The organism is Vogesella margarita (assembly GCF_028548475.1).
GTDB classification, from domain to species: domain Bacteria; phylum Pseudomonadota; class Gammaproteobacteria; order Burkholderiales; family Chromobacteriaceae; genus Vogesella; species Vogesella margarita.
The window spans coordinates 210,318-233,267 of record NZ_JAQQLE010000003.1; the positions used below are offsets into that span (position 1 = coordinate 210,318).

At 59.9% G+C, this 22,950-nt stretch carries 24 protein-coding genes; 4 read left to right on the plus strand and 20 right to left on the minus strand.

Annotated elements, in window-relative coordinates; all coding sequences use genetic code 11:
- Positions 1 to 12: 12 nt before the first annotated feature.
- From PQU96_RS05755 to PQU96_RS05800, 10 genes are all read right to left on the minus strand, one after another.
- On the minus strand, positions 13 to 1,062 hold the full coding sequence (locus PQU96_RS05755; RefSeq protein WP_272771288.1) for a proline racemase family protein: 1,050 nt from the start codon (positions 1,060 to 1,062) through the stop codon (positions 13 to 15).
- Complete coding sequence (locus PQU96_RS05760) at positions 1,059 to 2,537, minus strand: aldehyde dehydrogenase family protein (protein ID WP_272771289.1); 1,479 nt, start codon at positions 2,535 to 2,537, stop codon at positions 1,059 to 1,061. The genes PQU96_RS05755 and PQU96_RS05760 overlap by 4 nt, the downstream gene beginning before the upstream one ends.
- A 34-nt stretch (positions 2,538 to 2,571) precedes the next feature.
- Entirely contained in the window at positions 2,572 to 3,303 is a 732-nt protein-coding gene (locus PQU96_RS05765; protein ID WP_272771290.1) for an SDR family oxidoreductase, read from the minus strand.
- Positions 3,304 to 3,320: 17 nt separating this feature from the next.
- Complete coding sequence (locus tag PQU96_RS05770) at positions 3,321 to 4,559, minus strand: NAD(P)/FAD-dependent oxidoreductase (protein WP_272771291.1); 1,239 nt, start codon at positions 4,557 to 4,559, stop codon at positions 3,321 to 3,323.
- A 35-nt stretch (positions 4,560 to 4,594) separates the two neighbouring features.
- Entirely contained in the window at positions 4,595 to 5,596 is a 1,002-nt protein-coding gene (locus PQU96_RS05775; protein ID WP_272771292.1) for a 4-hydroxyproline epimerase, read from the minus strand.
- 54 nt (positions 5,597 to 5,650) lie between these two features.
- On the minus strand, positions 5,651 to 6,526 hold the full coding sequence (dapA, locus tag PQU96_RS05780; RefSeq protein WP_272771293.1) for a 4-hydroxy-tetrahydrodipicolinate synthase: 876 nt from the start codon (positions 6,524 to 6,526) through the stop codon (positions 5,651 to 5,653).
- Between the two features lie 66 nt (positions 6,527 to 6,592).
- Positions 6,593 to 7,258 (minus strand): amino acid ABC transporter permease, encoded by a 666-nt coding sequence (locus PQU96_RS05785; RefSeq protein ID WP_272771294.1) that lies wholly within the window; start codon positions 7,256 to 7,258, stop codon positions 6,593 to 6,595.
- Between the two features lie 12 nt (positions 7,259 to 7,270).
- Positions 7,271 to 7,939, minus strand: a complete 669-nt coding sequence (locus PQU96_RS05790; RefSeq protein ID WP_272771295.1) for an amino acid ABC transporter permease — start codon at positions 7,937 to 7,939, stop codon at positions 7,271 to 7,273.
- Positions 7,940 to 7,957: 18 nt separating this feature from the next.
- Complete coding sequence (locus PQU96_RS05795) at positions 7,958 to 8,803, minus strand: amino acid ABC transporter ATP-binding protein (RefSeq protein WP_272771296.1); 846 nt, start codon at positions 8,801 to 8,803, stop codon at positions 7,958 to 7,960.
- A 70-nt stretch (positions 8,804 to 8,873) separates the two neighbouring features.
- The gene (locus PQU96_RS05800) at positions 8,874 to 9,716 is read right to left on the minus strand and encodes a substrate-binding periplasmic protein (RefSeq protein ID WP_272771297.1); all 843 of its coding nucleotides are present in this window, start codon (positions 9,714 to 9,716) and stop codon (positions 8,874 to 8,876) included.
- Positions 9,717 to 9,973: 257 nt separating this feature from the next.
- Here PQU96_RS05800 and PQU96_RS05805 point away from each other — a divergent pair, with 257 nt between their 5' ends.
- The 4 genes from PQU96_RS05805 (at position 9,974) to PQU96_RS05820 (ending at position 12,841) form a co-directional block, all read left to right on the plus strand.
- Positions 9,974 to 10,699 carry a GntR family transcriptional regulator gene (locus PQU96_RS05805; RefSeq protein WP_272771298.1) on the plus strand — a complete coding sequence of 242 codons (726 nt, stop codon included), beginning with the start codon at positions 9,974 to 9,976 and terminating at the stop codon, positions 10,697 to 10,699.
- A 21-nt stretch (positions 10,700 to 10,720) separates the two neighbouring features.
- A complete protein-coding gene (locus PQU96_RS05810; protein WP_272771299.1) occupies positions 10,721 to 11,431 on the plus strand; it encodes an AzlC family ABC transporter permease in 711 nt (236 codons plus the stop codon).
- A complete protein-coding gene (locus PQU96_RS05815) occupies positions 11,421 to 11,744 on the plus strand; it encodes an AzlD domain-containing protein (protein WP_272771300.1) in 324 nt (107 codons plus the stop codon). The genes PQU96_RS05810 and PQU96_RS05815 overlap by 11 nt, the downstream gene beginning before the upstream one ends.
- A gap of 338 nt (positions 11,745 to 12,082) precedes the next feature.
- Positions 12,083 to 12,841 carry an SDR family NAD(P)-dependent oxidoreductase gene (locus tag PQU96_RS05820; protein ID WP_272771301.1) on the plus strand — a complete coding sequence of 253 codons (759 nt, stop codon included), beginning with the start codon at positions 12,083 to 12,085 and terminating at the stop codon, positions 12,839 to 12,841.
- An 81-nt stretch (positions 12,842 to 12,922) separates the two neighbouring features.
- On the opposite strand, the gene PQU96_RS05825 is transcribed toward PQU96_RS05820, so the two are convergent.
- The 10 genes from PQU96_RS05825 to PQU96_RS05870 all read right to left on the minus strand — a co-directional run bounded on the left by PQU96_RS05825 (position 12,923) and on the right by PQU96_RS05870 (position 22,949).
- The gene (locus PQU96_RS05825) at positions 12,923 to 13,660 is read right to left on the minus strand and encodes a GntR family transcriptional regulator (RefSeq protein WP_272771302.1); all 738 of its coding nucleotides are present in this window, start codon (positions 13,658 to 13,660) and stop codon (positions 12,923 to 12,925) included.
- Positions 13,661 to 13,675: 15 nt separating this feature from the next.
- Positions 13,676 to 15,124, minus strand: coding sequence for an NAD-dependent succinate-semialdehyde dehydrogenase (locus PQU96_RS05830; protein WP_272771418.1), 1,449 nt, complete (start codon positions 15,122 to 15,124; stop codon positions 13,676 to 13,678).
- A 49-nt stretch (positions 15,125 to 15,173) separates the two neighbouring features.
- Complete coding sequence (locus tag PQU96_RS05835) at positions 15,174 to 16,241, minus strand: ABC transporter ATP-binding protein (RefSeq protein ID WP_272771303.1); 1,068 nt, start codon at positions 16,239 to 16,241, stop codon at positions 15,174 to 15,176.
- The gene (locus tag PQU96_RS05840) at positions 16,238 to 17,038 is read right to left on the minus strand and encodes an ABC transporter permease (protein WP_272771304.1); all 801 of its coding nucleotides are present in this window, start codon (positions 17,036 to 17,038) and stop codon (positions 16,238 to 16,240) included. The genes PQU96_RS05835 and PQU96_RS05840 overlap by 4 nt, the downstream gene beginning before the upstream one ends.
- Before the next feature lies 1 nt (position 17,039).
- Positions 17,040 to 17,924: an ABC transporter permease gene (locus tag PQU96_RS05845; protein ID WP_272771305.1), complete on the minus strand. Its 885-nt coding sequence runs from the start codon at positions 17,922 to 17,924 to the stop codon at positions 17,040 to 17,042.
- 77 nt (positions 17,925 to 18,001) lie between these two features.
- Positions 18,002 to 19,024 (minus strand): ABC transporter substrate-binding protein, encoded by a 1,023-nt coding sequence (locus tag PQU96_RS05850; protein ID WP_272771306.1) that lies wholly within the window; start codon positions 19,022 to 19,024, stop codon positions 18,002 to 18,004.
- A gap of 64 nt (positions 19,025 to 19,088) precedes the next feature.
- Complete coding sequence (locus PQU96_RS05855) at positions 19,089 to 19,403, minus strand: NIPSNAP family protein (RefSeq protein ID WP_272771307.1); 315 nt, start codon at positions 19,401 to 19,403, stop codon at positions 19,089 to 19,091.
- 10 nt (positions 19,404 to 19,413) lie between these two features.
- The gene (locus tag PQU96_RS05860; RefSeq protein ID WP_272771308.1) at positions 19,414 to 20,886 is read right to left on the minus strand and encodes an aldehyde dehydrogenase; all 1,473 of its coding nucleotides are present in this window, start codon (positions 20,884 to 20,886) and stop codon (positions 19,414 to 19,416) included.
- Positions 20,887 to 20,907: 21 nt separating this feature from the next.
- Positions 20,908 to 21,945, minus strand: coding sequence for an LLM class flavin-dependent oxidoreductase (locus tag PQU96_RS05865; RefSeq protein ID WP_272771309.1), 1,038 nt, complete (start codon positions 21,943 to 21,945; stop codon positions 20,908 to 20,910).
- A gap of 71 nt (positions 21,946 to 22,016) precedes the next feature.
- Positions 22,017 to 22,949 (minus strand): flavin reductase, encoded by a 933-nt coding sequence (locus tag PQU96_RS05870; RefSeq protein ID WP_272771310.1) that lies wholly within the window; start codon positions 22,947 to 22,949, stop codon positions 22,017 to 22,019.
- Position 22,950: the final 1 nt, after the last annotated feature.

The window sequence follows — 22,950 nt, forward strand, 5'->3', positions numbered from 1 at the left end:
CAGGGCGCTTGCTTACTGCAAATCGCCCACCAGCGGCCCCCAGGTGTCGGACAGCGCAAACCCCTGCAGGAACGGGTCGTTGTCATCAATACGCAGCCGCTCGGTGCCATACACCCAACCACGCCCGGTGATGCGTGGCAGGATGGCCGGACGGCCGCCAACCTCGGTCGTTGCCAGCACTTCCGCGGTAAACTCACCACCGATGATGGAACGCGACACCTGCTTGCCCCCCACCTCAATCAACCCACGCGCAAACATGGTGGCCAGGTTGGCCGAGCTGCCGGTACCACAGGGCGAGCGGTCCACGCGGCCGGGCTTGAGCGTGGTGCAGGTCCGTACCACACCATCTGCCTCCCAGCCACGGAACATCACGTAGGCGATTTCATCCACCCCCGGCAATTCTGGGTGGCTCACCTGAATCTGCTGGTTCAGCAGCGACTTGAGCGCCATGCCGGTTTCCATCAGCTCACGGGCATTGCCCGGCGCAATCGTCAAATCAACCTGCTCCGCATCGACAATGGCGTAGTACACGCCGCCAAAGGCGATGTCGGCGCGGATGGTGCCCCAGCTCTCGGTAATGATCGGAAAATCCAGCACCTCGACAAAGCAGGGGATGTTGTCGAGACTGACGGACAGACACTGGCCATCGCGACACTGTGCGCGGGCGGTGATCAGCCCGGCCGGGGTATCCACCCGCACGATGGTTTCCGGCTCGTGCATGGCGACCCGCCCGGTTTCCAGCAAGGCGGTGACCACGCAGATGCAGTTGCTGCCGGACATCGGGTGCGCCCTGTCCGCCTGCAGCACGATGAAGCCGGCATCGGCCTCCGGATGCACCGGTGGCAGCAGCAGATTCACCGACATCTGTACCGCTGCACGGGGCTCGAAGGTGACAAAGCGACGCAGGCTGTCGTCCACCTGGTTGATGTAGTTCATCTTGTCCAGCAGCGTGGCACCGGGAATCTCCGGCGCGCCGCCGACAATCACCTTGCCGATCTCGCCTTGGCAATGGACTTCCACCAGATCGATGGCGCGGCTCCAGTTGAGGTTGTGCTCGCTCATTTGATGTACCACCCCCACGGTTGCTCGCTGTTGTAGCGGGTGATCTGCTTGGTTTCCAGATAGTTGTCCAGACCCCAGCGTCCCAGCTCGCGGCCGATACCGGACTGCTTATAGCCGCCCCACGGTGCCTCGGTGAAGGTCGGCTGCGAGCAGTTGATCCACACGATGCCGGCGCGCAGGCTAGCCGCCACCCGTTCGCAGCGCGCATCATCGGCAGACATCACCGCGGCAGCCAAACCGAAGCGGCTGTCGTTGGCCAGGCTGATGGCCTCGGCTTCGTCGGCAAACGGCTTGACGCACACCACCGGGCCGAAGAACTCCTCGGTCCAGGCGCGGCTATCCAGCGGCACATCGGCTAGGATGGTCGGCTCCAGGAAGTAGCCCTTGTCGAAGCCGGCCGGCTGCTTGCCGCCGGTCACCACGGTGGCACCGGCACTACGCGCCTCTTCGATCCCTGCCAGCACCTGGCTCAACTGGCCTTGGGATACCAATGGCCCCAGCAGAACGCCCTCTTCCAGCCCGTTACCGATAGTGATCTTGCGGGTTTCTTCCACCAAACGGTCCAGCAGCGGCTGGTACAGCGCCTGCTGCACCAGCACGCGCGAGGTTGCCGAGCAGACCTGGCCCTGGTTCCAGAAAATGCCGAACATGATCCACTCGACGGCTTTTTCGATATCGCTGTCGTCGAACACGATAAACGGCGACTTGCCGCCCAGCTCCAGGCTGACCCGCTTGATATCGCGTGCCGCGGCGGCCATCACGGTGGAGCCGACCGGGCCGGAGCCGGTAAAGGCCAGCTTGTCCACGCCCGGGTGGTCGATCAACGCCTGGCCGGCCTTGGCGCCGGAACCGGTCACCACGTTCAAGACGCCGGCAGGCAATTTCACCTCATCGGCAATGGCAGCCAGTTCCAGCGAGGTCAGGGAGGTCAGCGCGGCAGGCTTGAGCACCACGGTGCAGCCTGCGGCCAACGCCGGCGCCACTTTCCAGGCGGCCATCAGCAGCGGGTAGTTCCACGGAATGATGGCACCGGCCACCCCCAGCGGCTCACGCACGGCCTTGGAGGTGAAACGGCCATCTGGCAATTCGATCGGCTCCAGCGGGTTGGTGTCCAGCTCTTCCGCCAGCGTCGCATAGTATTCAAAGCAGCCGGCGGCATCGCCGACATCCCACTCGGCTTCCGGCAGCGGTTTGCCGTTGTCGATGGATTCGAGGCGGGCAATTTCGCCCAGTCTGGCGCGGATACCGGCGGCGATGGCGCGCAGGTAATAGGCACGCTCGCGACCGGACATCTTTGGCCATGGGCCATGATCGAAGGCGGCACGAGCGGCCAGCACAGCTTCATTCACATCCGCCTCGGACGCGGCAGGTACCTGCTGGATGAGCTCTTCGGTCGCCGGGTTGATTACGTCAAACGTGCCACCGTTAACCGGAAGTTTCCAGGCACCGTTGATATACAGTTTGTTTCTCATCATGTTCTCCGCAAAGTCTTTGAAGTTATTGAATTGCTCACACGTGGCGGGTCAGGCCGCCATCAACGCGAATGTTCTGACCGGTGATATAGCCGGCATCGTCGGACAGCAGGAAGGCGGCCGTCTTGGCAATCTCGGCCACCGAGCCGATGCGCCCCATCGGGATGGTTTCGCAGATGGCCGGATTGTGGTCCAGGCTGTCGATGTAGCCGGGCAGCAGCGCATTCATGCGGATGTTGTTGTCGGCATAGCGGTCGGCGTACAGCTTGGTATAGGCAGCCACCGCCGCGCGGTAGGCGCAGGACAGCGGGAACTTCAGCGTCGGCTCGTGGGCGGCAAAGGTGGTGATGTTTACCCACGCGCCCTTGCCCTGCTGATGCATCAGCGGCGTCACCAGCCGCGCCATGCGCACCACGCTCAGCAGCATCAGGTCGTGGCCCACTAGCCAGTCTTCATCGCTGATCTCCAGCAAATCGCCCTTGGGTGGATGGCCGGTGTGGGTCACCACGGCATCGATACGGCCATAGCTATTCACTGCCAGCTGCACCAGCGCCGCCAGGTCCTGTGGCTCAGTCACCGAACCACTCATACCGACTGCGCCCAGCTCTGCGGCCAACCTTTGTGCGCTTCCGGACGGCGACATCAGCACCAGCCGGTAGCCACGGCCGTGCAGCTCGCGGGCGATCGCTTCGCCCATGCCGCGGCCCGCGGCGGTAATGACGGCAACGGGTCGATGGTCATTGCCGGATTTGATGGTTTCATTCGTCATTACGCGTACTCCCTGCATTAAAAGCGGTCAACACGGTACGGCGTCATGTCGACAGGCGGCGTCTGCCCGGTGAGCAAATCAGCCATCAGCCGGGCGGTGGTCGCCGAGTAGGTCAAGCCCAGGTGACCGTGGCCGGCGGCATAAAACACCCCCCCGACCTTGGCAGACGGGCCGATGACCGGGATGGTGTCCGGCAAGGCCGGGCGGTGTCCCATCCACTCGGACGCACCTTCGGCCTGCAGCTGCGGCAGCGCAATCTGCGCCCGTTTCACCAACACCTTCGCGCGGCGGTAGTCCGGCGCGGCGTCGAGGCCCGCCAGTTCCACGGTACCGCCGACACGGATGCCACCGGCGGTGGGTGTCACCATGAATGCCTTGGCCTGCCAGATCAGCGAGTGCTTGAGCGCAATGCCGGGCACCATGATCTGGGTGTGGTAGCCACGCTCGGTTTCCATCGGAATGTTTTCGCCGATCAGCGCGGACAGCCGGCCGGTATAGGCGCCGGCGGCCAGTACCAGTTCGCTGCATTCGATGCGCTGCCCGTTGTCCAGCACCACGGCACGCACCTGGCCGTTCACGGTATCGATGTCGCTGACCGCCCCCTGCCGTACCAGGCCGCCCATCTGCTGGAAGGTGGCCACCAGTGCCAGTACCAGCTGGTACGGGTCGCGAACGAACTTGTTGGTCGGGAACAGCACTGCCTTGCTGATAACCGACGAGATGGCCGGCTCCAGTTCGCGCAGCTCTTCGCGGCCAACCTCGCGGGTGTGGAAGCCGAAGCGGTTCGATAGCTCGATATGCTCAAGGTCTGCCGCGTATTCGGCATCGTTGGCATACAGGCTCAGGCAGCCGTTTTCACTCAGTGCATCCGACATACCCAACGCCTCCAGCATCGGCAGCAGATCGTCGTAGACCCGGCGGCACAGCACCGCGCCGGCCTGCTCCAGCTCGGCTACTTTTGATGGCCGCCCGGCAGCGAGAAAGCGCAGCATCCACGGCAGCAGCTTGGGCGCGTAGCCTGGGCGCAGGCGAATCGGCCCTTCCGGATCGGTCAGCCAGCCCGGGATCTTGGCCCAGGTACTGGGCCGTGAAATGGGCGGAAACTCGGTTACCGCGATGCTGGCCATATTGCCAAACGACGCCCCACGCCCCGGGGTATCCCGGTCCACCAGCACCACATCCTTGCCCCGTCGCTTAAGCTCAAAGGCAATGGCCGCCCCGACAATACCCGCACCTACAACCACCGTACGACTCATGTTGATTACCCTTCCAGTCCGCTAGCGTCTGCCGCTCAATCAATCAGGAAGCCGTCTGCATACGGCTCGTTGCTGTCCACGAAAATGGTATTCAGCGCCGTGACATAGGCCTGCCCTTCCACGCTGGGGCGCACGCCCTGCAGCGGGCCGACCTGCACCTCCTGCTCGATGCGGCCAATGAAGCGGCCACCGGTCAAGCTCTGGTGCACGAATTGCTGGCCCATCTTGAGCAGGCCCTTGCTGGCCCGCTGCGCCACCCGCGCCGAGGTGCCGGTGCCGCAGGGCGAGCGGTCCACCAGATGGTCGCCGGCAATCACCACGATGCGATTGTTGTACTCGCCGCTCTCGTCCGGCCCACTCCACAGGCAATGTTGCAGGCCCTTGATCGAGGCGATTTCCGGGTGTTTAACCTCCACCGCCTTATTCACCGCCTGCTGCACGGCGCGACCGTAGCTCAGCAGTTCGGCAATGGAGAAGTCCGTGATGTCGCGGAAGTTCGGCTGCTGCTCGACGATGGCGTAGAAGTTGCCGCCATAGGCCACATCTACCTTCAGCGCGCCAAGACCGGCAATATCGATCTCCACGCCCTGGTACAGCAAGAAGGACGGCACATTGGTGAACTTGACCGACTTGACCTTGTTGCCAACCAGCTCGTAGTTGGCCTCCACCAGCCCGGCCGGAGTTTCCACCCGTACTACGCCCGGCGTTTTCGGATGCACCAGCCCGTGTTCGATGGCAAAGGTCACCGAGCCGATGGTGGCGTGGCCACACATGGGCAGGGATGCCGAGGTCTCGATGAAGATCAGCCCCATGTCGAAATCGTCGGACGATGGCGGGTACAGCAGAGTGCCGGACATGAAGGCATGTCCGCGCGGCTCCATGGTGAGCGCGGTACGGATCCAGTCGAAGTGCTGCATGAAATACTCGCGCTTCTCGGCCTGGTTATTACCCTTTAGATAGGGCGCACCACCCACCACCATCCTTACCGGCATGCCCGCCGTATGTCCGTCGATACAGAAAAATGTGTGCCGCGCCATGGTTTATCCATTCATAGTGAAGATGGGCGACCATACGGCCGCCCATCGGATTGCTTACTCGGAGAGGGCAGAGAATGCCTGCTTCAGATCTTCTTTTTCCGCAGCCGACAGCGGCAGCAGCGGACGGCGGGTTTCGCCTACCGGGAAGCCCACCAGTTCGCAGCCGTACTTCACCTTCTGTACGAACTTGCCGGACTCCAGGCTGGCCATGACCGGGAACATCTTGCGCATTTCGTCCTGCGCACCCAGCAGGTCGCCGGCATTGAACTTGTTATAGAAGCTGACTACCGGGTCGATCATGAAGTTGGCCGGGCCGCAGATCCAGCTGGTGGCGCCCCACATGAAGAAGTCCAGCGCCTGGTCATCGCTACCGCAAGACAGCTGGTACTTGTCGCCATAACGCTTGTTGATTTCGATGGCGCGCAGCAGGTTGCCGCTGCTTTCCTTGATGGCGATAACGCGTGGGTTGTCGGCGAAGGCATCCATGGTTTCAAAGCCGACCTCCACACCAACGCGTGGTGGGTAGTTGTACAGCACCAGCTCCACGTCCACCGCATCCAGTACCGCGTCGTAGTGGGCAATCAGCTCTTCCTGGGTCGGCAGCGCGTAGTACGGAGGCGCCAGCAATACCGCGTCGTAGCCCATCTTCTTGGCAGTTTCGGTATTGGCGATCACATCGCGGGTAGAACCCGAGTTGGTGCCGGCAATCAGCAGTGCGCGGTCACCGACTACTTCTTTGACACAGCGCAGCACGTCGGCACGCTCGGCTGCGGTCATGGCGTAGTATTCGCCAGTCGAACCCAGCGGCACAAAACCGTGCACACCACGTGCAAGCTGGTACTCGACCAGTTTCTCCAGGGTTTTGAAATCAATATCACCATTCTGATCAAACGGTGTAACCAGTGCCGGAATAATACCTTTCAGTTCCATCGACTATAACTCCTGTAATTAACACAACTACCTACCCTGTTTTAAAACAAGGCTCTTGAAAACCCGTCAGATTGCCAGTTTGGCCAGCATTTTTCTCTCAACCACAGTCACTGCGCGGGTAAGCGGGAAAGCTACCACGAAGTAAATCAGCGCCACCATGGTCAGCACTTCCACCGGTCTGGCGATATTGCTGGAGATGTTTTGTCCAACAAACATCAGGTCCGCCATGCCCACCGCCGATACCAGCGCACTTTCCTTGAACAGACTGACAAAGTTGGAAAGCAGTGTGGGAATCGCCCGTAATATTGCCTGCGGCAAAATTACGTACAGCACTTGCGATATCCGGGACAAACCCAGCGCAATACAGGCATCGATTTCTTCCTTGCGGATCGATTTAAGCGATGCGCGGAATGTCTCGCTGGTAATGGCCCCGGTATAAAGTGTCAGTGAAAGCGTGGCAGCAACAAAATTCGAGATATCCGTGCCGATTGCAATTGGCAAACAGAAGAAAAACCAGAACAGTTGAATCAGTACCGGCGTGCCGCGGAAAAACTCCACATACAGGGTACTGATCCAGCGCAACGGTTTGATCGACGACACCCGGGCCAGGCTCACGAAAAACCCGAGTGCACTGCCAGCTGCCGCACACAGCAGCGTCAGCTTCAGCGTCAGCCCCAGCCCCTGGAGAAGTGCCTGCCAATAACCCAGTACAATCGAAAAGTCGTAGGTCATGTTTGCGCTCCTTTAGCGGCTGGCCACTTCCCTGCGCCGCTCAATGGCTTGCACCAGCTGGGCGATAGGGAAGGAAATGGCAAAGTAAATGACGGCAATCAGGGTGAAAGTCTCAATCGGCCGGTAGGTGGTGGTTGCCAAGGCCTTGCCCTGATACATCAAGTCCTGAATCGCCACGATCGCCACCAGTGCCGTCTGCTGGAAGATGCCGATACCGTTGGTAATCAGCACCGGTACCGAGGAGCGAACCGCATGCGGCAGCACGACATAAAGCACGCGTTGCAGCGGGCTCAATCCCAGCGCGATACCCGCATCGTGTTGCTCCTTCGGCACGGACTGGATTGCGGCACGGTAGGCCTCCGCATTGAATGCCGTCAGGTTCAGGCCCAGTGCCAGAATCCCCATCGTGATCGACTCCAGATAGACATCAAACAGGATAGGCACACAGTAGAAAAACCAGATGATCTGGATAATGGCGGGCGTACAGCGGAAAAACTCCACAAACAACATGGCCGGAATACGCACTACCTTCAGCTTGCTCATGACCAGCAGTGCGACGATAAAACCGAACGTCACGCCGATAAGGTTGGCCGCAATAGTGAGTTCGACGGTTATTCTCAAACCATCCAGCAACTCGTCGTAGCCTTGGGATAGGCCGGAAAAATCAAAACTGTAAGACATTTGATTCACCTATCGCTGCTAGATATGGAAAACCCGGTTCAGGAATTCCCGTGTTCTTTCATGCTTCGGCGCATTGAATATTTCATCGGGAGTCCCCTCTTCCACCACCACGCCACCGGCACAGAAAACCACTCGCGAAGCGATATTTTTTGCGAACCACATATCGTGAGTCACAATCATCATCGGCATGCCCTGCTCGGCAAGCTGCATGATGACCTGCTCCACTTCCGCCACCAGTTCCGGATCGAGTGCGGAGGTCACTTCATCGAACAGCATCAGCTTCGGGTCCAGCATCAGGGCGCGCGCAATGGCAACACGCTGCTTCTGGCCACCGGACAGCTGATTGGGATACGCATTGGCTTTGGCGCCCAGGCCAAAACGCGTCAGCAAGGCCATGCCCCGTTCTTCGGCGGAGGCATTGCTTTCGCCGCGCACTTTTCTTGGTGCCAGCGTCAGGTTCTGCAGAATCGTCAGGTGGGGAAACAGGGTGTAATGCTGGAACACCATGCCAATCTGTTTGCGCACGTCCAGATTGATCTTGGTTTTCTGCTTGCTTTCGTCGGCGCAGATATATTCCTGGCCGGCAAAGTTGACCGAGCCGCTATTGACTTCTTCCAGGCCCATCATTACCCGCAGCAGGGTGCTTTTACCGCCGCCACTTGGCCCGATGACAACCAGGCGTTCGCCCGCCGCCATATCCAGATTCAGGCCCTTCAGTACCTGCACAGTAGGGCTATAGCTTTTGTGCAGATTGCTGATGCGCACCAGTGGTTGACCCGATACGCCTGCTGCAGCGGTTTTGTACTGACTGCCGGCAGTGGCAAATTCCTGCGTTGCGGTTTTATTGCTCATGATCTTGTTCATAGTCGTTACAACCTCTTTACTACGAAGGTGCCGGGCAAATGCTGCGGCACGCAGCATTTGCCCCTCTGCTTTACTTGCCGGAGGCAAGCGTCTCTTGCACTGCCTTCTTGATCAGAGCGTTGACGTAGCCGGAGGAAACCTTTTTCTTCAGATAGGCGTTCAGCATGGCGACATCGTCAGGGCTGGTATTCTTGCGAATGCCGAATGCCACTTCCTGTTTGGCCAGGGCCGGATTGGGAACAAAGGTCTTGGCCCAGTCGCCATGGGATTCAGAGAAGATCCAGTTGGTATCGGAGGCATCGGCGATGAAGTCCGCGCGACGCGAGCTCACGGCCATACGGGTCTCGTCGATACCAGGCAGGCGCATGATCTGTGCTTGCTTAAGCACCGCGGAAACGGCCTTGTCCTGCGAGGTGCCAGACATTACCGCCACCACAGCACCCGGCTTGTCGATATCGGCAATCGAAACCAGCTTCTTGCCGACCTTGGGGTTGGTCTTGTTGTAAACGAAGGACACTTCGTAGTTGGAAGCGGCAGAAGAGAAGCCGATGGCTTTTGCACGCTCGGGAGTGTTGTTCAGCGCGACGGACATGTCCCACTTGTTCGCCTGCAGACCGGCAACGATGTTGTCCCAGGTGGTATCGACGAACTGGACTTTCACCTTCAGTACGTTCTGGCCGAAATCGCGACACAGATCGGCAAAAAAGCCACTGTAATTGCCGGTCATCGGATCGCGCATCACGTACGGCGGCGCCACAGCCGCACCACAGCGCAGCACACCGGCCTTCTTGACGTTGGCCCATAGCGGCTCGACCTCCTCCGCCTTTGCAAAACCGGAAGCACCTAGCGCGATGGCGATGGCAGCGATGGCCGAGGTGCGCTTGAACATTTTGCGTGCAGCTACTTGGTACATAGTTGCTTCTCCTAACTCGTTTGTAGATAGATCCACACCTGCCGGTGTGTCTGGGCTAACAACTAGCTTTTATTTGTTATTGTCGACATCGTGACGACAATGTGACGACGATTGATTTTTACCGCAGGCAATCTCATGGTGTCAACACTAAAATACACAGTGTCGACAAGTGTGTGGTTTTGGTACTATAGCTAGAGAGGTGTCAGCAGCATGGGGCTGTTTGTGACAGGCTTGAGGCACTACCGAAGGAGACCAGGATGGAAATCGACACCAAACGCACGAAGGGTTCAAGCTCCAGAAACGTGTACGACGCGCTGCGTACCGAGATACTGGAGCTGAAGCTGCCACCGGGGCAGCTACTGGATGAGACCAGCCTCGCCGACCGCTTCGAGCTGTCGCGCTCCCCGATCCGCGAAGCGCTGATCCGCCTGGCGGCGGACAATCTGGTGGTGACCCTGCCCAACCGCAGCACCATCGTGGCACCGCTGGAAATCTCCGCCTTCCCCAAATACGTGGAGGCGCTGAGCATCGCGCAACGAATCTGCACCCGGCTCGCCGCGGAGCTGCGCAGCGAACAGGATTTGCTGATCATCGCGAAACGGCAGAAGCAGTTTGAAGCCGCCGTCCGCTCCGGCGACCACCTGGCGATGTCGGAAACGAACAAGAATTTCCATCTGGCTATCGCGGAAGCTGGCCGCAACCCTTATCTCACCGCGTTCTATGACCGGCTGCTGGATGAGGGCCGCCGCATGCTGCACCTGCATTTCGAATATCTGGAAAGGACCAATGACGGGTATCTGCTGACCGACGAGCATTCGCAGTTGCTGGAAGCCATCCGCGACCAGGATGTGGAGTTGGCGGACCGCCTGGCCATGGATCACACCCGCCAGTTCCGTGACAACTTCCTGCACTTCATGAAAGAGAACTACGCCAGCGATATGAATCTTGGTCTCGACATGCTGAGCGGCATTGCCCTTAGTTGAATTTCGCTTATCCGTTGCGACATGAATAAACAGTCTTTCTGGCATGCGGCGCGAGCCGGAATGCGGGACTACACGCCACCTGCCATTGGTCTGCTGCCCTGGGCTACCGCTACCGGCATGGCCATGCACGGCGCCGGGCTTTCGTTTGCCGAATCAATGGGCATGAGCATCATCGTGTATGGCGCCACCGCACAGCTTGGCACTTTGCCCTTGCTGGTCAGCGGCGCATCGTACTGGCTGATTTTCTGCACCGCCCTGATCCTGAACCTGCGCTTTCTTATCTTCAGTGCCACCCTGTCACCGGTCTTTTCCGGAACCCGGCGCAGAGTCCGCTGCCTGGCCGGCTACCTGATGAGCGATGGCGTGATGGCGGCCTTTTCCGCCAGGCTACTGGCCGAGCCGGACAAGGACAAAAGACTGGGACTGTATTTTGGGCCGTCGCTCATGAACTGGGTGATCTGGCAGCTTTTCACCGTGATCGGCATCCTCGCCGGTGCCTCGCTTCCGGGTCACTGGCCGATCGGCTTTCTGGCCACCATTTCGCTGCTCACCCTGACTACCCCGATGGTCAGTAATATGCCGATGGCCGCAGCGGCCGCCGTCACCGCCGCCGTCCTGATCGTGCTGCACACCCTGCCGTTCCGGCTCGGCTTCCTGCTGGCGATCATAGCCGGCATGCTGGCGGGCTATGTTGTGGAGCAATACAGCCGGAAGGATCGACATGCTGCATGACACTGCTGCACTCTGGTTCGCCTTCATCGTGATAGGCCTAGCCACCACGCTGCCACGTAGCAGCTTCTTCATGGCGCCAAAGAAATATCAACCGTCACAACACAGCTATGCGCTGTTGAAGTACGCCCCCATATCGGCGCTGACCGCCATCATCATTCCCGACGTGCTGTACGTCGATCAGACCGTGCAACTGCTGAATCCGAAAATCCTGGCCGCCCTCTGCACCGTCCTGACAATCCTCATCACCCGCAATCCCTGGCTACCGTTCATTATCGGCACGAGCGCCCTGATCCTCCTGCAAAGCCGCCTCTGACGGCCAAGGCACAACGCATCGTTGAACCGCCGGCACCTTGTGCGATCACCGCGCACGGGCCGAGCCCGAAAACATAATGAAACCAGCCCTCATGAGCATAAGGCAGACACGACTCCCGGCTGCCCCTTCACGCCGCAAATCAGTTTGGCAAAGAACAACCTTAAGGTTAGGAATATAAAATTTAATTTACCAAAACCATGATGCAAGCTAATGTCATAAAAAATTCGCGATAGCTAAAGACTTGTCCTCTGAAAATTTGCGGCCAACATGCCGCCATACGGCAGGACGACATTAGCGACCGCGCTTAAAAACGGCACAGTTCAATCAAAGGAAATGTTTTGGAAAAAGCTCTGGAAGGAAAAATAATTCTTGTCACCGGCGCAACCGGTGGTATTGGTGCGGCTATTGTTGAGCAGTTAGCCGGCCATGGGGCATGGCCGATAATTCATTATGGCCGTGACAAGACAGGGGCAGAGAAACTGCTTTCCCGGATTAATGGGCAAGGTAGCATCGTGCAGGCAGACTTGTCTTCCGGCAATGGTGCATTCGATCTCTGGCATAAGGCGAGAGAAGTACACGGTCGTATTCACGGCCTGGTCAACAATGCCGGCATTCGCACGGAAATTTCTATCGACGCCTCGCCAGAAGAATGGAAAACCGCTTGGGCAAAAGAATTTCAGATCAATTTCTTTGCCGCAGCAGACCTATCCAAAGAAGCAATCGGGCATTTTAAAAAGTTCGGCGGCGGTCACATCATCAATATTTCCAGTCGCGCCGCACAGCGTGGTTATGTTGGCGAGGCCCTGCCTTATGGGGCCAGCAAAGCAGCACTCATCAACTTAACAAAGTCCATCGCCCGTTCTTATGGACAGGATGGTGTGGTATCCATTGCCATTGCACCTGGTTGGGTGAGAACCGAGATGGCAGAGGCCTTTATCGCCACACACGGAGAGGCCGCAGCGGTAGCTGATATTCCGATTGGCCAGATGGCAATGCCATCGGATGTCGCCCAGCTTGTTGCCTTTGCTCTCCGACCATCTCAAGCTTCACTTAACGGATCTACCATTGATTTCAATGGTGGCAGCTACATCCGTTAAACAAGCCGGGACGCTATAAGAAAAATGGCTGCACCCGATAAGGATGCAGCCATTCCAATGTCAAAATTACCTCGAGCCGTTTTATTTGGCGTGAGCAATTGAGTGACTCGACGTATCTCCGGAAGGAGCGTCAGCTAGTGTCATTTCTGCCAATTTTTTGGCCGCAATATCCCCCACACGACGGATATGCGCCACCGAAGCATCGTGTGCTGCCTGCGCATCACGTCGGCGCAATGCACTCACCAGCAGCTGCATTTCCGCAGCAGCCTCGGCTGCCCGCCCAGTAGATCCGATCGTCATGGCCCGCAACCGGTTGATACGGGCATTGAGTGACTGCACGATTTCCCACGCCATGAACTGGCCGCTGCCCTCGAACATCAGTTCGTAGAAGTCCGAAGTCCGCGCCAGCACCCCCGAAAAATCGCTGCGACCAAACGCCGCCTGGATTTCATCGTTGATGGCGGCCAGGCGCTCGATTAGCGCATCATCCGCCCGCTCGGCACACAAACGGGCAGCATGGCCCTCAAGCAAAGCGCGGATCTCGTAAATCTGAGAGGCTTTTTCTGCATCCAGCGACGCCACCACCGGTCCTTGGTGCGGAATCGATTCGACCAGCCCTTCTGTTTCCAAATGGCGCAGCACCTCCCGCACGATAGAGCGGCTGACGCCCAGCTCTTCACACAGAGAGCGCTCGACCAGCCGTTCACCCGGTTTGAAATAGGCGCTCAGGATCGCATCGCGCATTTTTTCTAGTGTTAATTCGCGCAGCGTTTTGACGCTGCGATCTATTTTCAGGGAACTGCTAGCCTTGGATGACATGTTTCATCTCCTAAATTAAATGCCGCCAAGACAGAGGTACTTGATTTCGAGGTAGTCCTCGATACCGTAACGCGACCCCTCACGACCACAACCAGATTGCTTGATGCCGCCAAACGGCGCCACTTCCGTCGAGATCAGCCCAGTGTTGACGCCGATCATGCCTGCCTCGATGGCTTCTGCCACGCGCCAGATACGGCCGATATCGCGACTATAGAAATAGGCTGCCAGGCCAAACTCGCTCGCATTGGCCTGGACAACCACGTCCTGCTCATCACGGAAACGGAACACTGGCGCAACCGGGCCGAAGGTTTCCTCTTGCGCGACTTTCATGCCCGCAGTGACGTCCCGCAGAATGGTCGGCTCGAAAAAGGTGCCCCCCAGCGCATGCGGTTTGCCACCGGTGACGACCTTGGCACCCTGCGCCAGCGCATCCGCAATATGGGCTTCAACCTTGGCCAACGCCTTGACATCAATCAGCGGTCCCTGGGTCACCCCCGGCTGCATGCCGTTACCGACTTGCAGCGCCGCTACCTGCTGGCTCAGCTTGGCCACGAAGGCATCGTACACTCCGTCTTGCACATAGAGCCGGTTGGCACATACGCAAGTCTGGCCGGTATTACGGTACTTCGACACCATGGCGCCTTCCACGGCGGCATCGATATCGGCGTCATCGAAGACGATAAAGGGAGCATTACCGCCCAGCTCCATGCTGACCTTCTTCACCGTATCGGCACATTGCCGCAGTAGCAGCTTGCCCACCCCGGTGGAACCGGTGAAGGTCAACTTGCGCACCAGCGGGTTGCCAGTCAGCTCGCCGCCGATCGCCACCGGGTCACCGGTGACGATATTGATCACTCCGGGTGGAATACCGGCCTCTGCGGCCAACCTTGCCAGCGCCAGTGCCGACAGCGGCGTCTGCTCCGCCGGCTTGGCGACGACGGTGCACCCCGCTGCCAGTGCCGGCGCGATCTTACGTGCCAGCATGGCATTTGGGAAGTTCCACGGCGTAATTGCCGCCACCACCCCGACCGGCTGCTTGATGGTGAGCAGGCGCTTATCGCCCTGTGTCGCCGGAATCACATCGCCGTAGATGCGCTTGGCCTCTTCGGCAAACCACTCGATATAGGATGCCCCGTAGGCTATCTCGCCGCGAGCCTCCGAAAGCGGCTTCCCCATTTCTGCCGTCAGCAAATTCGCCAGCGGGTCGATGTGTGCCATCACCAGATCAAACCAGCGACGCAGATAGCCGGCCCGCTCCTTGCCAGTCAATGCCCGCCACGCCACGCCGGCACGCTCGGCGGCCGCGATAGCCTGCCGCGTTTCTTCCGCCCCCAGGCGCGGCACGGTCGCAATCTGCTCACCGGTCGCCGGGTTATGTACTGCCAGGCGTGCCGGCGCATCTACCCACTGCCCGTCGATGTAGCAACGCTCCAGCAACAGCTCGGTTTCATTCAATAGTTTCATACCTAACCCTTCAATGGCAGCTAGCTGCCACCCGCTTGATTGGACTGCCTCAGGCAAAAACGTGTCCGTGCTGTGTATCCCACTCCAGTACGGCAGAGGAGCCAATGCACAAACCCTGCCCGTCACGTACCGCCATCCGCACCGCCAATTCCTGATTCCACGGGGTCTGCACTGCGAAGTGCATGCTGTCACCCAGGTAGGTCATGTCGCGCACGGTGACCGCCAGCTCTTGACCAACAGCCGTGCCCGGACGGATGCGCATTTGCTCCGGGCGCACCATCAGCGTGCCATCACTGCCGGAAGCAAAGGCACTGGCATCGCCCTCTACCGCCTGACCATTCGGGAACACCGCCCGCGCCCGGCCGCTCCCCAGCTTCTCCACCTTGACCGGCAGGAAGTTGGAGTTGCCGATAAAGCCGGCCACAAAACGGGACGTCGGCCGCTCATACAGCTCCTCACCCGTGCCAACCTGCTCGATCTTGCCCTGGCTGAACACGGCGATGCGGTCCGACAGACGCAGCGCCTCCTCCTGGTCGTGTGTCACGTACAGGATGGTGACGCCGGTTTCCTGGTGGATACGGCGCAGTTCGAACTGGATTTCCTCTCGCAGCTTCTTGTCGAGCGCGGACAGCGGCTCATCCATCAACAACAGCGGCGGGTCGTAGGCCAGCGCGCGGGCGATAGCCACCCGCTGCTGCTGACCACCGGACATCTGGCCCGGCAGGCGATCGCGATAGCCGCCCAGGTGCACCAGCTCCAGCATCTTGTCCACCTTGGCCTTGATCTCGGCCTCCGGACGACGACGCACGCGCAGCGGGAAGGCCACGTTCTCGCCCACTGTCAGATGCGGGAACAGGGTATAGCGCTGGAACACCATGCCGATATTGCGCTGGTTCGGCGCCACGTCGAGCAGGGATTTACCATTCAGCAGTACCTGGCCCTCGGTCGGTTCCTGAAAACCGGCCACGATGTACAAGGTAGTGCTCTTGCCCGAACCGGACGGCCCAAGAAAGGTCATGAATTCGCCCTGTTTTATATCGAGCGAGACATGGTCGATGGCCACAACCTGATCGTAGGTCTTGCGCAAGCCACGAATCTGCAGGAAAGGGGTTGTCATGAGCGTGTACCTTTCTTCAAGAGAGAAGCCAGCAGCATCAGCACGATGGTGAATGCCACCAGCAGGGTGGATGCTGCAGCAATGACCGGGGTCAGATCCTGGCGCAGCGTGCTCCAGATCAGTACCGGCAAGGTTTGCAGGGTGGGACTGGCCATGAAGATGGACAGCACGACCTCGTCCCACGAAATAAGGAAAGAAAATATCGCGGCGGCAAACATGCCCAGCCGGATGGCTGGCAGCGTCACACGCCACTTCACTTCCAGTGGCCCGGCACCACAGATCATGGCGGCGTCTTCCAGTGCCGGATCAAAGCTCTGCAGCGAGTTGCCGATGGTAATGATGGAGAACGGCAGTGCGATGATCAGATGGCCGATGACAAAACCCGTCAGCGTGCCGGTCAGCCCCAGCTTGAGAAAGAAGGCATACAGCGCCACCGCCAGCACCACGACCGGCAGCACCATCGGTGTCAGGAAAAACGCCTGCAATGCACTCTTGCCGAAGAACTTGCTGCGGGCCAGCCCCAATGCGGCCAACAGTCCGAGCACCACCGACAACACGGTAACGATCACGGCGACCTTGGCACTGGTGAACAGCGAGTTCAGCCAGACCGGGTCGGTCAGCAATTGCTCGTACCACTGCAGTGTCCAGCCCGGCGGTGGAAACACCAGCCATTGGGAGTCTCCGAACGACAGTGCGGCAATGAATAGGATAGGCAGCAGCAGGAACAGCATCACTACAACCCCGATAGCGACCAAAATCCAGCGCCAGAAACCCAGACGATCATAATCAAGCAACATGTCAGCGATCCCCCATTCCACTGCGCCCGCCACCCAGGTAGCGCAGCTGTACAGCGTACAGACCCAGCGTCACCACCAGCAGCACGAAGGCCGCGGCGCCAGCCAGACCCCAGTTCAGCAGCGACTGCACCAGCTGGGCGATCAACTCGGCCAGCATCATGTAGCCCGTCCCCCCCAGCAATGCCGGCGTAACGTAGTAGCCCAGCGACATCACGAATACCATCAAGGCGCCTGAGGCGATGCCGGGCAGGGCCAGCGGCAGCAGCACCAGGCGCAGAGCCTGCCAGCGGCTTGCTCCACAGATGGCAGCGGCACGCAGCGTGGAGGGGTCGATGGCACGCAAGGTGGCATGCAACGGCAGCACAAGGAATGGCAGCATGATGTAGGTCATGCCGATGGTGACGCCGATCAGGTTGTTGACCAGCGTCAGCGGCTCGTCGATCACGCCGATGGCCATCAACACCCGGTTCACCAGCCCGGTCTGCTGCAGTAGCACCATCCAGGCATAGGTTCTGGCCAGCAGGTTGGTCCACATCGACAACAACAGGATTGCGAACATCACTTGCGACCAGCGTTTGGGCATGATCGCCAGCAGCCAGGCGGTAGGAAAGCCGACCAGCAGGGTAATCAGCGTGACCACACCTGCCACCATGAAGGTATTGAAGAACACCCGGACATAGGTTTGTGAACCCAGCAGCTCAACGTAGTTTTGCAGCCCGGGGACGGGCTCCATGATGCTACGCAGCAGCAATGCAAGAACCGGTACCAGAAAAAACACGGCCAGCAGCAATAGCACCGGAATCAGTAGCTTTATGCCACGCGCCCCGGGTCCTAGCTTGAAGCGGCGGCGTACCGGCACAGTGGTGGAACTCAAAGCAGTTGACATGACAACTCCTAAACAACTCGATAGCTAGACAGGCCGGTGGCGAAGCATCGCTGCGCCACCACCGGCATTACCCCCTATTACTGGGTCTGCCAGGCGTACCAGCGCTTGGCAATGGCATCACGGTTATCGGCCCAGTACTTCATGTCGAGGTTGATCTGCCCTGCCACATGCTGGTCAGGCAATGTCTTGACCACGGCGGGCGTCATTTTGGACTTGGCCTGCGGGTTGATCGGTGCGTAGCCGGTGTCGGTAGCAAACTTGGCCTGCGCTTCCGGGCTGGTGGCATAGGCCAGGAACTTCATCGCTGCGGCCTTGTTCTTGCTACCTTTCGGAATCACCAGCATGTCGGCGGCGGTCAGGTTCTGGTTCCACGACATACCCACCGGAGCGCCCCCCTTCTGCAAGGCGCTGATACGGCCGTTCCAGAACATGCCGATCGATGCCTCGCCAGAAGCCAGCAGCTGTTGCGACTGCGCGCCACCACTCCACCACACGATCTGGCTCTTGATGGTGTCCAGCTTCTTGAACGCGCGATCGAGATCCAGTGGATACAGCTTGTTGGCCGCAACGCCATCGGCCAGCAGCGCGATTTCCAGCACGCCCGGTGCCGACCACTTGTACAGCGTGCGCTTGCCCGGGTATTTCTTCATGTCGAACAGATCAGACCACACTGCTGGTGCAGCACCCTTCACTGCTTGCTTGTTGTAGCCAAGCACGAAGGAGTAGTAGAAGCTGCCCACCGCATTCGGCGACAGGAAACGAGGATCGACCCCTTTCAGTTTGGACAGGTCGAGTGGCTCCAGCAGACCCTCCTTGGCCGCCTTGTAGGCAAAGTCACCCTCCACATCCACTACATCCCAAGTCACATTGCCACTCTCCACCATGGCCTTGAACTTGCCGTAGTCGGTCGGGCCATCCATCGCCACATTGATGCCGTTCGCGGCGGTGAAGGGCGCAGCCCAGAATTTCTGCTGCGCCTGCTGGGTAGAACCGCCCCAGCTGGTAAACACCAGGTTCTCTGCCATGGCCGGCATTGCGGCCAACATGCCGATGCCTGCAGCAAGAACGATATGGCTACGAATCTGTTTGGTTGCATTCATGAGGTCATCTCCTAAGTAGAAGTCTTGGCTTCTGTTTCTGTCGTGCTGTGTGTACCAACCGGAATCAGTTCAGCGGGGAAAACTCCGCGGGTTTCATGATCTTGCTTTCCATCTCCTCAAGCAGTGCCTGGATCTTGGGCGCAAACGCCTGCCAGGCGGGATCACGCGCCAAAGCGGCACGCCGCTCCTCCCGCTCATCCAGGCTGGCATACGCCCAGATGTGCACGATCTGGTTCAGCGGACCGATCTCGGAATAGAAGTAGCCGACCAGCGTGCCCAGATACTGTTTTTGCAGTGCAATGCCTTCTTCCGACACCAGTTTGAGGTAGGCCGGCATCGCGCCCGTCTTGATGCGGTAGGTACGGATTTCGTAGTACATGTCTGCCTCCTCAGCGCATCACGAACGGGTCGGCAATCGGCTCGTCCGAGGTGCGGATCCACACCGACTTGGTACGGGTGTAGTCCAGCATCGCTTCCAGGCCGCCTTCGCGCCCCAGCCCGCTCTGGCCGTAGCCGCCGAACGGCACGATCGGCGACACCACACGATAGGTGTTCACCCACACGATGCCGGCGCGCAGCGCCCGCGTCAGGCGGTGACCACGGGCCAGGTCACGGGTGAACACGCCGGATGCCAGACCGTAGACGCTGTCGTTGGCCAGTGCCACGGCCTCGGCCTCGGTATCGAAAGTCACCACGCTCAGCACCGGGCCGAACAGCTCGGTGGTGACGCTGGCAATGCTGCTGTTCGGGCAGGCCAGAATGGTGGGACGGTAGTAGTAGCCAGCCTCAAAATCCGGCGGTACGGCACCACCGGTCAGCAGCTCGGCACCGGCGTCCACGCTGGCGGCCACCACGTGCTGGATGTGCGCACGCTGCTTCTGCGTTGCCAGCGGCCCCATCTCGGTGGCGCTGTCCTGCGGATCGCCGATGCGAATCGCCTCGGCCTTGGCCACCAGTTTGGCCAGCAGCTGGTCACGCACCCCGCGCTGCACCAAGAGGCGCGAGCCGGCGACGCAGCTCTGGCCGCTGGCGGCAAAGATGCCGGCGACGATGGCATTGCTGACGCTGTCGACATCCACATCGTCGAACACCAGCACCGGCGACTTGCCGCCCAGCTCCAGCGTGGTGTACGCCAGGTTGTCAGCCGAGTTGCGCACGATATGGCGCGCAGTTTCCGGGCCACCGGTAAAGGCGATGCGCGACACCAGCGGGTGACTGGTCAGCACCCGGCCGCAGTCGTTGCCAAAGCCGGTGATGATGTTCACCACCCCCGGCGGGAAACCGGCCTCGTGCACCAGGCGGGCAAACGCCAGCAACGGTGCCGGGCCCTCCTCCGATGCTTTCAGCACCACGGTGCAGCCTGCGGCCAACGCTGGCCCCAGCTTTACCGCAGACAGGAACAGCTGCGAGTTCCACGGCACGATGGCAGCCACCACGCCGATCGGCTCGCGGCGCAGGAAGACCTCCATGTCCGGCTTGTCCACCGGCAGGCAGGCGCCCTGCAGCTTGTCGGCCAGGCCGGCGTAGTAGCGGTAGTACTCGGCGACGTAACCGATCTGGCTGCGGGTCTCGCGGATGATCTTGCCGGTATCCGCGGTTTCCAGCTCGGCCAGCTGGTCGGCATTCGCCGCCACCAGATCCGCCAGCTTGTACAGCAACTTGCCACGCTGGCTTGCCGTCAGCCCGGCCCAGGCCGGGTCGAGAAAGGCACGGTGCGCGGCCTGCACCGCACGCTCCACATCCTCGGCGCCGGCCGCCGGCATACTGGCCCACGGCTCGCCATTGGCGGGGTTGATGCTGTCGAAGCTGGCGCTGCCATCCTCGAACGCGCCATCGATATACTGCTGAAACCTTCTCAACATGCTGGAGACTCCTTGGGAAGATCAGGCAAAGGCCGGCATGACCTTGTTAATGAACAGCTCCAGGGACTTTTTCTTGCGCTCGAAGTCCATGTGGCTGTCGATCCAGAAGCTGTACTGGTCATAGCCCAGTGCTTCATAACCTTTCAGACGGGCAATCACCTCTTCCGGCGTGCCGATGACCAGGTTCTGCTTGATCAGCTCCGGCGCGTAGTTCGGGAACATGGCGAGGTCGTCGTCGTTGAGCGACTCGATAAAGCCCTGGTTGATCGGCTTCTCGTTCTTGAACCACTTGCTGAAGTAGCAGTAGAAGCGGCGCATATCGTCTACCGCGGCATCCACTTCCTGGCCGTTCTCGCCGACGAAGGTGTGCATCAGCATCATGATCTGCGGACGCGGAATCTCCGGATGGTTGGCGCAAGCAGCATTGAAGCGCTCCATCAGGCTGGTGACTTCACCATCACCGACTGCAAGCGAGGTCACCTGCACATTGCAACCTTGCGACACGGCGAAATCGTGCGAATTGGGATCGCGCGCAGCCACCCACAGCGGCGGATGCGGCTGTTGCAGCGGGCGCGGTACCGGTGTGGTTTTGGGGAACTGCCAGTATTCGCCCTCGTGCGCATAGTCACCGGCAAACAGTTTTTGCAGACACGGAATCATCTCGCGCAGACGACCACCTGCACCCCAGGCATCCAGGCCCGGGAACATGCGCTCGTACTCAAAGGAATAGGCGCCACGCGCAATACCCACATCCAGGCGGCCATTGCTGGCCAGATCAGTCATGCCGATTTCGCCGGCCAGCTTGATCGGGTGCCAGAACGGCGCCACCACGGTGCCGGTGCCGAGACGGATCTTGCTGGTCTTGGCCGCCAGATAGGCCAGATTGACGAAGGGGTTGGGGGCGATGGTGAATTCCATGCCATGGTGCTCACCGATCCAGGCCGTTTCGAAACCACCCTCTTCCGCCAGTTTCACCAGCTCGGTCATCTCGTCGAACAGTTCTTTATGCGGCTTGGTAGCGTCGTAGCGCTCCATGTGCAAAAACAGCGAAAACTTCATGATGTCACTCTCCTAATTGCTCTCTGTACGGGGGTGGTTTTCTTTAGTTATTGAATTGCGGCGGCCCGGCCTCAGGACTTGGCCAGCGGCTGCACCGAACCGGCATGGCTGTCGCCGATGTAGATACCGAAGGCATCCTCGGTACGCTCGCGCACGAAGCGCTGCAGCATCGAACGCACCGCCTCGTCCGTCAGCTGGTCCCACGGAATCTCGTCCATGGCGACCACGCGCAGCTTGCTGTCGGCCGGCAAATCGCCCTGCACCCGACCGCGGTAGTAGATGTTGACGGCACCGCCTTCTGCGGCCGGCTCGTCGAAGACCGCGAACAGGAAGTCCAGCTGGGCATCCACGCCGAGCTGCTCCAGCACGCCGCGCAGGCTCTTGCTATCGGAGGCCGGTTCCAGCCGGGTACCGGTCGGCAGCTGGTAGCCCTTGTCGGTTTCCAGCAGCAGCACGCCGCCGTTGCTTTCCAGAATGGCACCGACCTTGGCACGCTGCCCGGTAGCGGCCAACGCGTCCTGCGACAGGCTGAAGGTGAGATAGGCGCCACGGCCATAACCCAGCGGGCTGGCGGCCGTGTTGGAAAAGTCGACCACCCGGCCGATCAGGATGATGTGATCACCGGCATCCACCAGCTGGTGGGTAACGCAATCGAACCAGGCGGCGGCACCATCGATGATCGGGCTGCCGGTCACGCCCTGATGCCAGGCTACCTGCTCGAACTTGTCGGCGGCCTTGGAGGCAAAGATGCTGGAGACCTGCTTCTGATCCTCGGCCAGGATGCTGATGGAGAATTGCTGGGTATCGGAAAACACCGGGTAACTGGCGGCGGTCTTGCCGATGCAGATCAGCAGCAGCGCCGGATCGAGCGAGACCGAAGTGAACGAGTTGGCGGTGAAGCCGCGCGGCGTACCGTCCGACTGGCGGGTGGACACCACGGTAACACCGGTGACAAAGGCGCCCAGCGCCTTGCGGAATTCCATTACATCAATAGCTTGGGTCATG